Source organism: Schlegelella aquatica (assembly GCF_026013905.1).
Classification (GTDB): domain Bacteria; phylum Pseudomonadota; class Gammaproteobacteria; order Burkholderiales; family Burkholderiaceae_C; genus Caldimonas; species Caldimonas aquatica.
Genome location: NZ_CP110257.1, coordinates 431,205 through 446,629 on the forward strand (window position 1 = coordinate 431,205; position 15,425 = coordinate 446,629).

A 15,425-nucleotide genomic window follows, 5' to 3' on the forward strand; every position below is an offset into this window, starting at 1 on the left:
CGCGCATGCGCACGCCATCCTCGTCGGCGCTGGCCTCGCTGTGCGAGGCCCTGGGGCTCGCCTCGCGCTACACCGATGTGCGCGGCCAGGAGCGCGAGGTGCCGCCAGGGGCCCTGCGCGCACTGGCCGCGGCGCTCGGTCATCCCGCGGGGGACGACGCCCAGGCGCGGCAAAGCCTGGCCCGCCTGCGGGCACGCGAGACGGTGCGCTGGCTGCCGCCGGTGCACGTGGTGCGCGAGGGCGAGCGCGTCGAGTTGCCCCTGGGGGAAGGCCGCGGCGAACCGCCCCGGCGCTGGCGCCTGCAGTGCGAGAGCGGCAGCACGGGCGAGGGCGAAGTGGCCGCAGGGCGCATCGACCTGCCCGAGACACTGCCGCTCGGCTACCACCGTTTGCAGCTGCTCAGTGCCGAGGGCGTGGAGCTGACGCACTGCGAGATCATCGTCTGCCCCCACCGGTGCCACGTGCCCCCGGCACTGCAGCGCGGCGAGCGTCTGTGGGGCGTCACGGTGCAGCTCTACGCCCTGCGCTCGGCCCGCCAGTGGGGCATGGGGGACTTCACCGACCTGCGTCACCTGGTGGAGTCGATGGCCTTGCTCGGCGCGGCCTTCGTGGGCCTGAACCCGCTGCACGCGCTCTTTCCCGAGAACCCCGACGCCGCCAGCCCGTACAGCCCCTCCAGCCGCTCGGCGTTGAACGTGCTGTACATCGATGTCGAGGCCGCGCCGGAGTTCGCCGATTGCGAGGCCGCGCAGCGTCTGGTGCGCGATGCGGCCTTCCACGAGCGGCTGCGCGCCCTGCGCGAGCGCGACGAGGTGGACTATGCCGGGGTCGCGGCGCTCAAGCTGCCGGTGCTCGGGGCGCTGTACGAGTGCTTCCGCGAGCGCCACCTGCTGCGCGACACGCACCGCGCGCGCGCGTTCCGGCAGTTCCAGCGCGGCCGGGGGGCCACGCTGCGCGCGCATGCGGTGTTCGCAGCGATCCAGGCGCGCCTGCAGGCCGAGGACCCGGCCCTCTGGGGCTGGCCGGCCTGGCCCGAGCCCTGGCGCGACCCCGAGGGCGAGACGGTGCGCCGCTTCGTGCAGGAGCACCCCGAGGCCGTGGAGTATCAGGAGTACCTGCAATGGCTCGCCGACGAGCAGTTGCAGGCGGTGCGCGAGCGTGCCGAGTCGCTGGGCATGGCGATCGGCCTGTACCGCGACCTCGCGGTCGGCTCCAGCGAGGGCGGCTCGGACACCTGGTCGGCCCCCTCGCTGTATGCACTCGGCACGCGCGTGGGGGCCCCGCCCGACGCGCTCAACCCCGCCGGGCAGGACTGGGGTCTGCCCCCCTGGCAGCCGCAGGCCCTGCGCGAGAGGGCCTACAAGCCCTTCGTGCAACTGCTGCGCTCCAACATGCGACACGCGGGCGCGCTGCGCGTGGACCACGCGATGGCGCTGATGCGCCTGTATTGCGTGCCGCCCGGGCACCCCTCCACCGAGGGGGCCTACCTGCACTACCCGATGCGCGACCTCTTCGCGATCCTGGCGCTGGAGAGCCAGCGCTGCCAGTGCCTGGTGATCGGCGAAGACCTGGGGACGGTGCCGCCCGAGGTGCGAGATGCGATGCGCGAGCACGCCGTGCTGTCGTACTGCCCGCTCTACTTCGAGCGCGACGAGCAGGGGCGCTTCCGCGCGCCGGCCGACTGGCCCGAGCAGGCGCTGGCCGTGGTGGGCACGCACGACCTGCCCACGCTCGCCGGCTTCTGGGCGGGGCAGGACTTGCGCACGCGACGCGAGCTGGGCCTGTACCCCGAGGCGTCGATGGCCGAGGAGCAGGCGCTCGAGCGTGCCGCCGACCGGGCGCACCTGCTGCTCGCGCTGGAGCGCGAGGGCCTCGTCGCCCCGGGCAGCGCGGTGCAGCCGCCCCCGCACATGGACGAGGCCCTCGCCTGCGCGGTACACGAGTACCTCGGCCGCAGCCGGGCCTGGCTCGTCGGCCTCCAGCTCGAAGACGTGTGCCTGCAACTCGAGCCCGTCAACGTCCCCGGCACGACCGACGAGAGGCCCAACTGGCGACTGAAGCTCGCAGTGCCGCTCGAGGACCTGCCGGCCGAGCCCCGCCTGCACGCCATCGCGCGGGCCGTGACGCGCGCCCGCCCGCGGGGCGCGGCGCCCGGGCTGGAGGCCTGGCCGCCGCTGGCCACGGCGCTCGTGCCTCGGGCCACCTACCGCGTGCAGTTCCATGCGGGTTTCCGTTTCGCCGATGCCGAGCGTGTGCTGCCGTACCTCGCCGACCTCGGGGTGAGCCATCTGTACGCCTCGCCGTACCTCAAGGCGCGCGCCGGCAGCACGCACGGCTACGACGTGGTGGACCACAACGCGCTCAACCCGGAGATCGGCGACGAGGCGGACTTCGAGCGGCTGTGCAGCGCGCTGGAGGGCCTGGGCCTGTTGCAGTTGCTCGACATCGTGCCCAACCACATGGGCGTGCTCGGCTCGGACAACGCCTGGTGGCTGGATGTGCTCGAGCACGGACCCGCCTCCTTGCATGCCGAGACGTTCGACATCGACTGGCAGGCGCCGGCGGCCGGCTGCCCGGGCAAGGTGCTGCTCCCCTTGCTGGGAGCGGCCTACGGCGAGGTGCTGGAGCGCGGCGAACTCAAGCTCGTCTTCGACGGCGCCGCCGGCAGCTTCCACGTGGCCTACCACGACCACCGGCTGCCGCTGGACCCGCGCGACTACGCGCAGGTGCTGAGCGCCGCACCGCTGCCTCTGCGCGCGGCCCAGTCGGAGGACGCCCGCACCGTCGCCCGTCGGGTGCAGCACCTGGCCGATGCCTTCGCCGCCTTGCCCGCGCGCGACGACCGCGAGCCCGGTGCGCGCGCGAGGCGCTTGCGCGACCAGGCGGTGCTCAAGCAGGAGCTCGCACGCCTGGCCTCGGAGCACGAGTGGGTGCGCGCGTGGATCGACACCTGCGTGCGCGCCTTCGACGCGGGCAGCGGCGAAGCCCGCCGCATCGACGCGCTCGACGCGCTGATCCAGCGGCAGGCCTGGCGCCCCGCGTGGTGGCGGGTCGCCGGCGACGAGGTCAACTACCGGCGCTTCTTCGACATCAACACCCTGGCGGCGGTGCGCATGGAGCGCGAGCCGGTGTTCGAGGCGACGCACCGCACCCTGCTGCGCTGGTTGCAGGAGGGCAAGATCCACGGGCTGCGCATCGACCACCCTGACGGGCTGAGCGACCCGCCCGGCTACTTCCGCCGCCTGCAGGCCCGGCACGCCGCCGCGATGCGCGCCGCCGGGGCCGCACCGCGTGCGCTCTACCTCGTGATCGAGAAGATCCTCGGCGAGCACGAGCACTGGCCCTCGTCGTGGCCGGTGCACGGCGACACGGGCTACCGCTTCGTCGCGCAGTCCACCGGGCTTTTCATCGACGCCCGGCACGAGGCCGCGTTCGACGAGCTCTATGCGGGCTTCGCCGGTCGCACCGAGCCGGTGGACGAGCTGCTGTACGAGGCCAAGCACCACATCATGGCGACGGCGCTGGCCGCCGACCTCACGCTGCTGACCGAGTCGGCATGGCGCATCGCGCAAGGCGACAGGCGCACGCGCGACCACACCCGCAACGGCCTGCGCACGGCCCTCGCCGAAATCGCCGCCGCGTTTCCCGTCTACCGCACCTACATCGGCGAAGAAGGCGCCAGCGACGTCGATCGGCAGCACCTCGACTGGGCCTGCGCCAAGGCCGCGCGCCGGTGCGACGCGGCGGTGGTGGAGTACCTGCGTCAGCTGATGCTGCATGCCGCCGACGCGGGCGATGCGGCCCGCCGCCAGGAGCAGCTCGCCTTCGTGCGCCGCTTCCAGCAGTTCACCGCGCCCGTGATGGCCAAGGCGATGGAGGACACGGTCTTCTACCGCTACCTGAGGCTCGTCGCATTGAACGAAGTGGGCGCCGACCCCCGGCACTTCGGCTTCTCGCCCGCGGCCTTCCATGCGGCCAACGTGCAGCGCCTGCGCTACCTGCCGCACACGCTGCTCGGCAGCTCCACGCACGACACCAAGCGCGGCGAGGACGTGCGCATGCGCCTGGCGGTGCTGTCCGAGATGCCGCAGCGCTGGGCCGAGCGGGTGCAGCGCTGGGCCGAACTGCAACGCCGTCATGCCCGCGCGCTCGCGCCGTCGGCGGTGCTGCCGCATCCCAACGACGAGTACCTGCTGTACCAGACGCTGGTGGGCGCCTGGCCGTTCGAGGACGAGGGCTTCGATGCCGAGGCGCTCGCCGCCTTGCGCGGGCGCATCCAGGCCTACATGCTCAAGGCCGTGCGCGAGGCCAAGGAGCGCACGAGCTGGACGCACCCCGACGAGGCCTACGAAGCGGGGCTCGCGCACTACATCGACACCCTGCTCGGGCAACTCGAGCCCAACCCCGTGCTCGGGGAGCTGCGCCAGTTCGTGCGCGAGATCGCGCCCTTCGGGGCGGCCAACAGCGTGGCGATGGTCACGTTGAAGTTCACGTCGCCCGGCGTGCCGGATGTCTACCAGGGCTGCGAGGACTGGAACCTGAGCCTCGTGGACCCGGACAACCGCCGCCCGGTGGACTTCGACCGCCTGCAGCGCCGGCTGGCCGAGGTGCGCGAGCTCTACGCGCCCGGTGCGCCGACGCCCGACGACTGGCGCCTGCTGTGGACGCACCTGGGCGACGGGCGCCTCAAGATGCTCGTCACCTGGCGGCTGCTGCAACTGCGGCGCGAGCATGAGCTGCTGTGGCGCCAGGGCAGCTACGTGCCGCTGTCGGCCGAGGGCCCGCGCGCCGAGCATGTCGTGGCCTATGCCCGCGCGGCGGAGGGGCGCTGCGTGGTCACCGCGGTCGCGCGCCTGTCGTGGTCGCTCGCCGGGGGCGCGCTGCAAGGCTGGGCTGCGGCGTGGGAAGACACCGTGCTGCCGCTGCCGGCCGGCGGCCGCTGGCGCGAGCTCTACACCGGGCGGGTGTGGAGGCTGCCCGCGGGCGGGCCGCGCCTGCGGCTGCGAGAGCTGCTCGTGGCCCTGCCCGCGGCGGTCCTGGTGCACGAGGGGGGCTCCGCATGAGCCGTGCCGACGGTCCGTTGCGCATCCTCCACGCCACGCCCGAATGCGCGCCCTGGGTCAAGACGGGCGGCCTGGGCGACGTGAGCGCGGCGCTGCCCGGCGCGCTGGCCCGCCTCGGCCACGACGTCAAGCTGCTGCTGCCGGCCTACCCGGCCCTGCGGCCGCTCCTGGAGGCCGGCCGCCCGCTGGCCGAATGGAGCGCCCACGGCCCCTGGCCGGGCGGCCGGCTCGTCCACGCGGGCCGCCATCGCGGGGTGGACCTGCTGCTGCACGACTGCCCCGCGCTGTTCGACCGCCCCGGCGGACCCTACGAGGACGCGCAGGGCGACAACGCGCGGCGCTTCGCGGCCTTCGCCCACCTGGCGGCCCGGCTCGCGACGGCCGGCTCGCCCTGGCCGGCCTGGCAACCCGATCTGCTGCACGTGCACGACTGGCCCGCGGCGCTGGCGCCGGCCTACCTGCAACGCCTGCCCGGCCCCCGCGCGGCGAGTGTGCTCACCATCCACAACCTCGCCTTCCAGGGCAACTTCCCGCTGCATCTGGCCCACGAGCTCGAACTGCCCGGCGAGTGGCTGCACCCCGAGGGCATCGAGTTCTGGCACCAGGTGTCGTTCCTCAAGGCCGGCGTGCAGTTCGCCGATGCCCTCACCACCGTGAGCCCGAACTACGCGCGCGAGATCCTCGGCACCGCGCACGGCTGCGGGTTCGACGGCATCCTGCGCCGGCGGGCGCACCGCCTCGTCGGCATCCTCAACGGCGTGGACCGCGAGCTCTGGAACCCGGCGACCGACCCGCACCTGCCGGCGCGCTACGACGCCCGCGCGCTGCCCCGCAAGGCCGTCAACAAACGGGTGCTGCAGGACCGTCTCGGCCTCGAGCAAAGCGGCGCGCCGATGCTGTTCGGCCTGGTGGGACGTCTGACCCATCAGAAGGGGATCGACCTGGTGGTGGCCGTCACGCCCTGGCTGGTGGAGCAGGGCGCGCAGCTCGCCGTGCTCGGGCAGGGCGAGCCGGCCCTCGAAGCGGCCCTGCAGGCCCTGGCCGAGCGCCATCGGGGACGGGTGGCGGTGCGGCTCGGGTTCGACGAGCCGCTGGCGCATCTGATCGAGGCCGGCTGCGATGCCTTCCTCATGCCCTCGCGCTTCGAGCCTTGTGGCCTCAACCAGCTCTACAGCCTGGCCTACGGCACCGTGCCGATCGTGCGCGCCACCGGGGGGCTGGCCGACACGGTGCAGGAGGGGCACACCGGCTTCGTGTTCGACGACCCCGAGCCGGCCGCGCTGCAGTCGGCCCTGGAGCGGGCGCTGGCGGCCTACCGGCAGCCGGTCGCCTGGCGGGCCTTGCAACAGGCCGGTATGGGGCAAGACCACGGCTGGGAGGCGAGCGCCGCTCGCTACGCCGCGCTCTACGGCGATGTGCTCGCTCGGCGCGGCGCCGATGCTTTTTGCAGCCTCTGTCATTCGAATTTACCGCCGCGTGCGTAACGCTGCGCGGGCTGTGCGCATGACGCGCACGTGAACCTTTCTCGCGTTCAAGGCAAATCAATCCATGCAACGCGAGTAGCGCCTCACTTACAACTCCCCTGGCAAAGCAGGCATCGTCTTTGCATCAGGGCGGGGCCTGCACTGCCTATGGAGAACTTTCACATGGACCTGAGAGAACTGGAGATCACGGTGACCCTGGCCCTGTTGTTGGTGCTCGCGCTGTTGGGTGTGCTGGCCTGGCGCGACAACCGGCCCATGTCATGGGCCGCATTCGGACTGTGCGTGCTGATCCCCGAAGCGTGCAGCGAGACGCCGAGCGCCGATGCGTTGCACACCATCATGGCCGTCACGGCGGTGCTGGTCGTGCTGCAACTGGCGATCGACGCTCTCAAGCAGCGCGAGCCCGACGAGCGCTCGGCGGACGGTCGCCACGACGAATTCCAGCCTCGCATGCGGGACCCGTTCCATGGCTGAGCTCACCCCTTCCGGCACCAGCGGGTCCAGCAGCCGCCCGGTCTTTCCGCCGATCACCGAGATCCTGCTGGTCGAGGACATCCCTGCGGTACGCCAGTGGTTGCGTACGCTGGTGTCGCAGTTGTTCCCGAACGCCTTCATCACCGAGAGTGCCACGGTGCACGACGCACTCGCGTACGCCTCGGCGATGCGCTTCCATCTCGCGCTGGTGGACCTGGGGCTGCCCGATGGCTCGGGCACCGAGGTGATCGAAGCGCTGACCGAGACCCAACCGCAGGCGCGCTCGGTGGTCGTGACGATCCACGACGACGACGGGCATCTCTTTCCCGCGCTGCAGGCCGGCGCCTTCGGCTATGTGCTCAAGGACCAGCCGATGGACCAGCTCGCCGAGCAGCTCCACCGCATCACGCAGGGCGAGCCGCCGCTGTCGCCCTCGGTGGCGCGTCGCGTGATCGCGCACTTCAAGCCCGGCGGCCCGCGCGCCGAGCGCAGCAGCGTCGACGTGCTGCCCGAGGTGCGCCTGACCGAGCGCGAGCACGATGTGCTCCTGCGCGTGGCCAAGGGCTACACGCTGCCCGAGATCGCCGTGCAACTCGGGTTGTCGCGCCACACCATTTCCGACTACGTGAAGAACATCTACCGCAAGCTGAACGTCTCGTCACGCGCCGAGGCCGCGCTGGAAGCCCAGCGGCTCGGTCTGTTCCGCAGTGCGGCGAGCAGCGCGGCGATGGCCCGGTAGCGGCGCGCCCGGCATTTCCACCGACAACGACGACGATCAGCTCAGGGAGGAGCTGGCATCCACGGGGCCGCGAGGCCCCGTGGCTTCATGGCGGCCGTGCGGCCCGCGGTCGCGTGCGCGGTCTCAGGTTGTTCACAGCGAATCCGGGTAAAAGTATTGCCGTGCAGGAAGGCGCGGCCGCAAGGCATGCCGCCTGCGCCCGAGATGGAGACTGGATGAACGATCCCGCGCCCGACCCGACGTCCGCTGCCGCCGCCCCTTCACCGGCGGTGCGCGTGTCCGCCTTCGCGCCGCTGGAGCATCCCACCTTCCGCATGCTGTGGCTGGCCTGGCTGGCGGCCAACGCCTGCATGTGGATGAACGACGTCGCCGCCGCCTGGCTGATGACCACGCTGACGACCTCGCCGGTGATGGTCGCGCTGGTCCAGGCCGCCTCCACGCTGCCCATGTTCCTGCTCGGGTTGCCCAGCGGCGCGCTGGCCGACATCCTCGACCGGCGACGCTACTTCATGGTCACGCAGATCTGGGTCGCTGCCGTCGCGCTCATCACCTGCGCGGTGCTGCTGGCCGGCGAGATGAGCGCCTCCTTGCTCCTGCTGCTGACCTTCGCCAATGGCATCGGGCTGGCGATGCGCTGGCCGGTGTTCGCCGCCATCGTGCCCGAGCTCGTGCCCCGCGCGCAGTTGCCCGCCGCGCTGGCACTCAACGGCATCGCGATGAACGCCTCGCGCGTGATCGGTCCGGTCATCGCCGGCGCACTCATCGCGAGCCTGGGCAGCGCTTATGTGTTCGTGCTCAACGCCTTGCTCTCGGTCGCCGCGGCCGTGCTGATCGCACGCTGGCGGCGCGAGGTCAAGGTCAGCGCCCTGCCGGGCGAGCGCTTCCTCGGCGCGATCCGCGTCGGCGTGCAGTACGTGCGCCAGTCGGTGCGCATGCACGCCGTGCTGTTGCGGGTCGCGCTGTTCTTCCTCCAGTCGACGGCGCTGCTCGCGCTGCTGCCGCTGGTGGCCAAGGCCCTGGGCGGCGGGGCGGGCACCTACACCTTGCTACTGGCCTGCCTGGGGTTGGGCGCGGTGTTCGCCGCCGCCCAGTTGCAGCGCCTGCGGCAGCACCTCGACCGCGACCAGCTCGTGATGTGGGGCTCGGCGATCCAGGCCGCAGCCACCGTCGTGGTCGCGCTCTCGCCGTCGGTGCTCCTGGCCGCCGCGGCGATGCTCGTGGCCGGCATGGCCTGGATCTCGGTGGCCAACTCGCTCACGATCTCGGCCCAGCTCGCGCTGCCGGACTGGGTGCGCGCCCGCGGCATGGCCATCTACCAGATGGCGCTGATGGGCGGCAGCGCTGCCGGCGCGGCGTGGTGGGGCAAGGTGGCCGGCTGGACGGACCTGCGCACGAGCCTCGTCGCCGCGGCGCTGTTCGGCCTCGCGGCGCTGGCCGCCACGCGCCATCTGCGGGTGGAGGGCGGGCCCGAGGAGGACCTCACCCCCACGCCGGTGTGGAAAGCGCCGCAGACCTCGCAACCGATCGACCCCTCGGCGGGGCCGGTGCTGGTGACGATCGAGTACCGCATCGACCCGGCGCGGGCCGCCGAGTTCCGGGCGGTGATGCAGGAGACGCGGCGCAGCCGCCTGCGGCATGGCGCGCTGTCGTGGGAGCTTTTCCGCGATGTCGGCGACCCGGCGCGCTACGTCGAGCAGTTCGTGGACGAGTCCTGGGTCGAGCACCTGCGCCGTTTCGACCGCGTCACGGCCGCCGAAGTGGCCCTGCGCGAGCGGCGGCTGGCCTTCCACCTGGGCCCCGAGCCGCCCGTGGTGAGGCGCTGCGTGGCGGAGCCGCTACGGGCGTGAGCCCGCGTGCGGTGATCGCGCAGGGGGCTTAATGTCTGTCAATTTCGTCACGAATCGATTGACGACCCCCAGGCTTCGCGCGTACTGTGTCACGACTCAAACACGTACACGACTGCATCAAGAGAGGGTCATCCCAAGACCACTGCCCGGACGCCTCGATGCGCACCCGGGGAGCAAGCCGCGTGCCTCTCGCCGCTGCGCGGCGGCCGCGCGAGGCCGACTCCCGGGCCGGTCGGCTGTTGCGTTCGCAGTGAGGCGCACTGCGTCGGTCGATGCGGCGCGGCCCGTGGGAGGCCCCTTCGGCCCGATCACTCGCACGCCGCCATGGACGCCCGCAATGCTTCGATCGAGCACATCCATCAGCTTGCGCTGATGTTGATCCGGCTCTTCGCCGGCCCGCGCTGGGAGCCGGCCGTCGCGCGGCAGGCCGAGGCCGCGCTGCAGGCGGCCGCGCAGGGGTGGCAGCACGAGTCCGACCCCCGTCTGCGCGACGCGAGCCGCCGGGTGTTGCGCCGTCTCGAGGGGGCGGACCACTTCGACGGCGTCGCAGCGATCGACCGCTCGCCGCTGATCGAGCAGTTGCTGGCGCTGCGCGACGAGCTCCTGGTCGGGGACGATCCGGGCACCGATGCGCCCGCGCCGGGCACCACGTGGGCCGATCTCGCGGAGGACGAGCCGCGGGCCGCGGGCGCCGACGGCTTGGCCTCGGCGCGCTTCGCCGCGGCCGCCACGGCCGAAGCCATCGCCCGACTGCGCCGGGCGCATCTGGCCGTGGACCAGCATGCCCTGGTCAGCGTGACCGACCGGCAAGGCGTGATCACCGAGGCCAACGAGCGCTTCTGCGAGGTGAGCGGTTACCGCCGCGACGAACTGCTGGGCACGACGCATCGCGTGCTCAAGTCCGGCCGGCACCCCGACGCCTTCTATCGCCAGATGTGGGAGACGATCCTCGCGGGCGAGGTGTGGCACGGCGAGATCTGCAACCGCCGCAAGGATGGGGCGTACTACTGGGTGCAGTCCACCATCCTCCCCATCCTGGACGCCGACGGCCGCCCGGACCAGTTCGTCTCGATCCGCACCGACGTCACGGCCCTCAAGGCGACCGAGGAGCGCCTGGGCCTGCTGGAGCGGGCCATGCACTCCAGTTCGAGCGGCGTCGTGATCGTCGATGCGTTGCGCCCCCATGCTCCCGTGATCTACGCGAGCCGCCCGTTCGGCGAGATGGCGCTGCAAGGCGAGGGCGATCCCGCCGGGCGGGCGCTGGCCGAGGTGCTGCCGCAGTCGGGCCTGCGACTGGCCGCCGAGGGCGAGCTGCCCGCGGCGCAGACGCTGTGCGCCCCGGGCCCCGGCGGCCCGCGCACCTTGGACCTGCGCTGGGCGCCCGTGCTCAACGAGGCCGGCGTGCGCACGCACTGGGTGGGTGTGGCCACCGACGTCACCGAGATCGAGCAGGCCCGGCGGCGGCTGCTCGACAGCGAAGAGCGCCTGCGCCGCAGCCAGGTGTACGCCGACATCGGCACCTGGGACTGGAACATCCAGACCGGCGAGTTGTACTGGTCCGAGCGCATCGCGCCGCTGTTCGGCTATCCCGGAGGCGACCTCGAGACGAGCTACGACAACTTCCTGAAGGCGGTGCATCCCGACGACCGCGCGGCGGTCGAGGCGGCGGTGCGGCGCTGCATCGACACCGGCGAGCGCTACGAGATCGAGCACCGCTGCGTCTGGCCCGACGGCAGCGTGCGCTGGCTGCTGGAGCGCGGCGACGTGACGCGCGATGCGGCCGGCCGGCCGCTGCACATGCTGGGCGTCGTGCAGGACATCACCAGCCGCAAGACGGCCGAGATCGGGCTGATGGAAAGCCAGCGCCGGCTGCTCGAGGCCCAGCGCTTGTCGCAGATCGGCGACTGGGACGCCGACCTCGTCACCGGCGCCGTGCGCTGGTCGGAGATGGTGTTCCAGATCCACGAAAAGGACCCGGACACCTTCGTGCCGACGCTGCAGACGCTGTGGGGCGACGTGCACCCGAGCGATCGCGCGCTGATCGAGGCGGCCTTCGCGCAACTGGACCCGGCTCACCCGATGGACGTGATCCATCGCATCTTGGCGGCCGAGGGCACGGTGCGCTGGGTGCACGTGCGCGCCAAGCCCATGCGCAACGCGCAGGGACGCATCCTGCGGCTGCTGGGCACCACACAGGACATCACCGCCCGCATCCAGCTGGAGGACCGCACGCACCTGTTGCGCCAGGTGGTCGAGACGACCGACCAGGCCATCGCGATCGCCGCCCCCTCCGGCGAACTGCTCTACAGCAACCCGGCCTACCACCGCGCACTCGGGTATGCCGGCGAGCCGCCGGCAGGCACCTCGATCTTCGAGCGCATCGCCGAGCCGCTGCGCGACGAGATCCGCCGGGTGCTGGCGCGAGGCGACGGGCGCGTGAGCTGGCAGGGCGAGGTGGGCATGCGCCGCACGGACGGCCGCGAACTGGTGACCATGAGCAACCTGGGCGTCGTGCACGACGGCCGCGGCGAGGTGCACCGCCTCTTCCACGTGTTCAGCGACATCACCGCGGAGATCGCGCGCCAGAAGGAGCTGCAAAAGGCCAAGGAAGCGGCCGAGCGAGCCAACGAGGCCAAGTCGGCCTTCCTCTCGCGCATGAGCCACGAGCTGCGCACGCCGCTCAATGCCGTGCTCGGCTTCGCCCAGTTGCTCGAACTGCGCGGCGCGCTGCCCCCCCAGAGCCAGGAGTACGTGCGCCACATCCTGCGCGCCGGCAAGCACCTGCTGGAGCTCATCGGCGAGGTGCTGGACCTCGCGAAGGTCGAGGCCGGGCGCATCGGCATCTCGCCGGAGCACGTGGACCTGCTCGCGCTCGTGCGCGAGTCGCTGGACCTGCTCGCGCCCGTCGCCTCGCAGCGGGGCGTCACGCTCGAGCCCCTCCAAGGCGAGCCGACCTACGTGGTGGCCGACCGCACCCGGCTCAAGCAGGTGTTGGCCAACTTGCTGTCCAATGCCATCAAGTACAACCGCCCGCACGGTTGGGTGCGGGTCGAGATGGGCGAGCGCGGGGGCGTAGTGTCGGTCACCGTGCGCGACAGCGGACGCGGCCTCACCGACGAGCAGCAGACCAGACTGTTCGAGCCTTTCGAGCGCTTCGGCGCCGAGGAGCTGGGCATCGAAGGCACCGGCATCGGGCTCGCCATCAGCAAACGGCTCGTCGAGTTGATGCAAGGCCGCATCGAGGTGGAGAGCATCGCCGGCGTGGGCTCGGCTTTCACGGTGATGCTGCCGGCCGGCTGCCCCCCCACGGCCCCCGCCGCGGCCGTCGAAGCATCTGCCGCGCTGCCGGTGGTCGAGGGCCCGCCGCGCAAGGTGCTCTACGTCGAGGACAACCCGGACAACGTCGCGCTCGTGCGCGAGGTGCTGGCACCGCACCGCGGCTGGCAGCTGCTGGTCGCGCCCTCGGCGATGCTCGGGATCGAGCTGGCCCTCGCGCACCAGCCGGACCTGGTGCTGCTGGACATCAACCTGCCGCAGATGGACGGCTTCGCGTTCCTGCAGATGCTGCGCGGGCACGCCGCGCTGGACGCCACGCCGGTCATCGCCGTCACCGCGGACGTCACCGGCACCACGCTGCGGCGCTTGCGCGAGGCCGGCTTCTTCGGGCTGGTGGAAAAGCCGATCGACATCGCCCGTCTGGTCGGGCTGATCGAAGCGGCTCTGGCCGACCCCGGGCCTGCGCCCTGAGTGGCGCGGGTGCGCCCGGGTGCGGGTGCTTCCTGGCCCTCGCCCGCCCCCTTGCAGGGCGGCGCGCCGTGCTTCGGCGCTCGTCGCCCGCCCTCGGGGCGGAGCGCGATGCGCCTCAGGGTCGCTTCGGGCGCCCAGGGGAGGGCCGGGCCTCGCGAGGAGCGGGGCCCTGCGCGCCGTCCCGACCGTGGGGCGAACGCTTTTCGCTCGCCCGCACGCGCTCGGCCGGCGCCTCGCGTCCCGCGCCGGGGCGGGGGCCGGTGCGCCAGCCCGCCTCGCGCAGCAGGCGGTCGAGCTGGGCCGGGTGCAGCCCCCGCTCGGCGGCGAATTCGGGCAGGCGTTTGCCGCTGGCGCGGAAGTCCTGCACCAGTCGATCCAGGAACTGCCGGCGCTCCTCGCGCTCGCGGCGGGCGATCTCGAGCTGCGCATCGAGCTGGTCCACCGCGAGGCCTTTGAGCGCGCAGAAGTTCTCGCGCGTGAGCGTCGTGGTCTCGAAATCGCGCAGCAGCCCGGCGCGGAACTGCCGTTCGGCGCGCTCCTGGGCGCGACGCGCGTCCTCGCGCGAGCGCCGCTGGGCCAGCGCCTGGCGCGCGACTTCCTTGTGCTCGGCGCTGATCTCGCCCGCCGGCTGCCCGTCGAGGTCGTAGCGGTGCGTTTCCTGCGTCATCGCGCGCAGGTAGGCATCGCTCGACGTGTAGCGCCTCAGGAAGGCACCGAGGGCCTGCTTCGGGAACAGGCCCGGCGCGCGCTGCTGGATGTCGGCCTGGATGCGCAGCTTCAGCGGGCGCGGTTTGCCCCCGAACAGGTCGGGAAAGCGCTGCCGCAGCAGCGTCGCGCATTCCGCCGCCGACATGCCGGCGTCCCGCGCGCCGGCACCCTGCGCAGGCGAGGCGGCCTCCTGCGTGGCGGTCTCCTGCGTGGCGGTCTCCTGCGTGGCGGTCTCCTGCGTGGCGGTCTCCTCCTTGGCGGTCTCCTCCTTGCCGGGCTCGTCCGCCGCGGGGGCCACGGCAGGCTCGCCGGCGTGGGGGACGTCGGAGGCAGGGGCGGGGGACTGCGCCCGGGGCGCGTCTTCGAGAGGTTGGTTCATCGCCGGCTGGGGCTTCGGGGCCCGGGTCCTGTGCTTGCTTGACTGTGAGGTATGCGTGCGCGGCACCTGCCGCGCGCGGCCGCCCGCGCCGCACGGCCGGCGGCGCCCGTGAAGCCCCGCATTGTGCGCCAACTGGCGGGCCACCGAGACTTCGACGGGCGTCATCGTGTTGCCATCGGTGCCGGTTAGACTGGCGCTCTCTCCCCCCGAAGGGGGCTTCCCCCTTGAGAGGGATGCAGCGGGCGGGCACGCGATCTAGGATGACTTACACCGTCTTGCAACTGGTGCAGACAGCCATGAACACACCGTCCGCCGAACCCGGCTCTGCCTCCGCTTCGACCGTCTACACCTATCGCGACCTGGCGCTGCACTGGGACGACGCCTCCAGTGCCTGGTCGGCCGAGCTCCCCGGCCTCGGCCCGCATGCACGGCTGCACCTCGAGATGCTCCACGCCCGTGCCGAGCCCTCCGTGCTCGCTTGCGAGGTGGCACTGGCCACGCTGGTGCTGATCGAGCGTCTCGACCACGACGCACGGCACTACCTGGAGTGCGAGGCCGAGGCCCAGGCGCTGGACTTGTGCGGCCGCGCGCTGTGCACGCGCGAGCTCGAGGCGGTGTGCCTCGCGCTGCCCGGCGACATGAACTCCGACCGCTTCGCGCTGAGCTACCGCCTTCCCGACGCGCGCGAGTGGTTGTGGACGGTGCGCTTCCGCGGCCTGATGCCGCTGCACTGGCGCGTGGAGCGCCGGCCCCATGCCGCCTGCCCGTCCGGCGGGGCGGCCGGCGTGGCATGGAGGGCGCGGCTGCGCGACACGAGGCGGCTGGGCTCCTCCACGCCTTGTTCCACCGACCCCTTGGCCGCGCCGCGCACGTCCTGAGTCCGCCCGGTCCTCCTATCTTTGCCCCCGGGGCGGCTGCGAGGCGCCCCGATCGCGCGCGTTCCCCCTCGAGCGCGGGTGGGTCGGGGCGGCGCTCGGGCATACG

At 72.5% G+C, this 15,425-nt stretch carries 8 protein-coding genes; 7 read left to right on the plus strand and 1 reads right to left on the minus strand.

Going from position 1 to position 15,425, the window contains the following annotated elements:
- Positions 1-5 precede the first annotated feature (5 nt).
- The 6 genes from OMP39_RS01925 (at position 6) to OMP39_RS01950 (ending at position 13,354) form a co-directional block, all read left to right on the plus strand.
- Positions 6-5,063, plus strand: coding sequence for a malto-oligosyltrehalose synthase (locus OMP39_RS01925; RefSeq protein ID WP_264893126.1), 5,058 nt, complete (start codon positions 6-8; stop codon positions 5,061-5,063).
- Positions 5,060-6,547 carry a glycogen synthase GlgA gene (gene glgA / locus OMP39_RS01930; protein ID WP_264893127.1) on the plus strand — a complete coding sequence of 496 codons (1,488 nt, stop codon included), beginning with the start codon at positions 5,060-5,062 and terminating at the stop codon, positions 6,545-6,547. Before OMP39_RS01925 ends, glgA begins: the two co-directional genes overlap by 4 nt.
- Positions 6,548-6,709: 162 nt before the next feature.
- Positions 6,710-7,021: a hypothetical protein gene (locus OMP39_RS01935; protein ID WP_264893128.1), complete on the plus strand. Its 312-nt coding sequence runs from the start codon at positions 6,710-6,712 to the stop codon at positions 7,019-7,021.
- A 52-nt stretch (positions 7,022-7,073) separates the two neighbouring features.
- Positions 7,074-7,760, plus strand: a complete 687-nt coding sequence (locus OMP39_RS01940; protein WP_264894620.1) for a response regulator — start codon at positions 7,074-7,076, stop codon at positions 7,758-7,760.
- 215 nt (positions 7,761-7,975) lie between these two features.
- On the plus strand, positions 7,976-9,607 hold the full coding sequence (locus OMP39_RS01945; protein ID WP_264893129.1) for an MFS transporter: 1,632 nt from the start codon (positions 7,976-7,978) through the stop codon (positions 9,605-9,607).
- 324 nt (positions 9,608-9,931) lie between these two features.
- On the plus strand, positions 9,932-13,354 hold the full coding sequence (locus OMP39_RS01950; protein WP_264893130.1) for a PAS domain-containing protein: 3,423 nt from the start codon (positions 9,932-9,934) through the stop codon (positions 13,352-13,354).
- A 115-nt stretch (positions 13,355-13,469) separates the two neighbouring features.
- On the opposite strand, the gene OMP39_RS01955 is transcribed toward OMP39_RS01950, so the two are convergent.
- Positions 13,470-14,441, minus strand: coding sequence for a ProQ/FINO family protein (locus tag OMP39_RS01955; RefSeq protein WP_264893131.1), 972 nt, complete (start codon positions 14,439-14,441; stop codon positions 13,470-13,472).
- A 260-nt stretch (positions 14,442-14,701) separates the two neighbouring features.
- Between OMP39_RS01955 and OMP39_RS01960 the strand changes: the two genes are divergently transcribed.
- Entirely contained in the window at positions 14,702-15,319 is a 618-nt protein-coding gene (locus OMP39_RS01960) for a hypothetical protein (protein ID WP_264893132.1), read from the plus strand.
- The last annotated feature ends 106 nt before the right edge of the window (positions 15,320-15,425 follow it).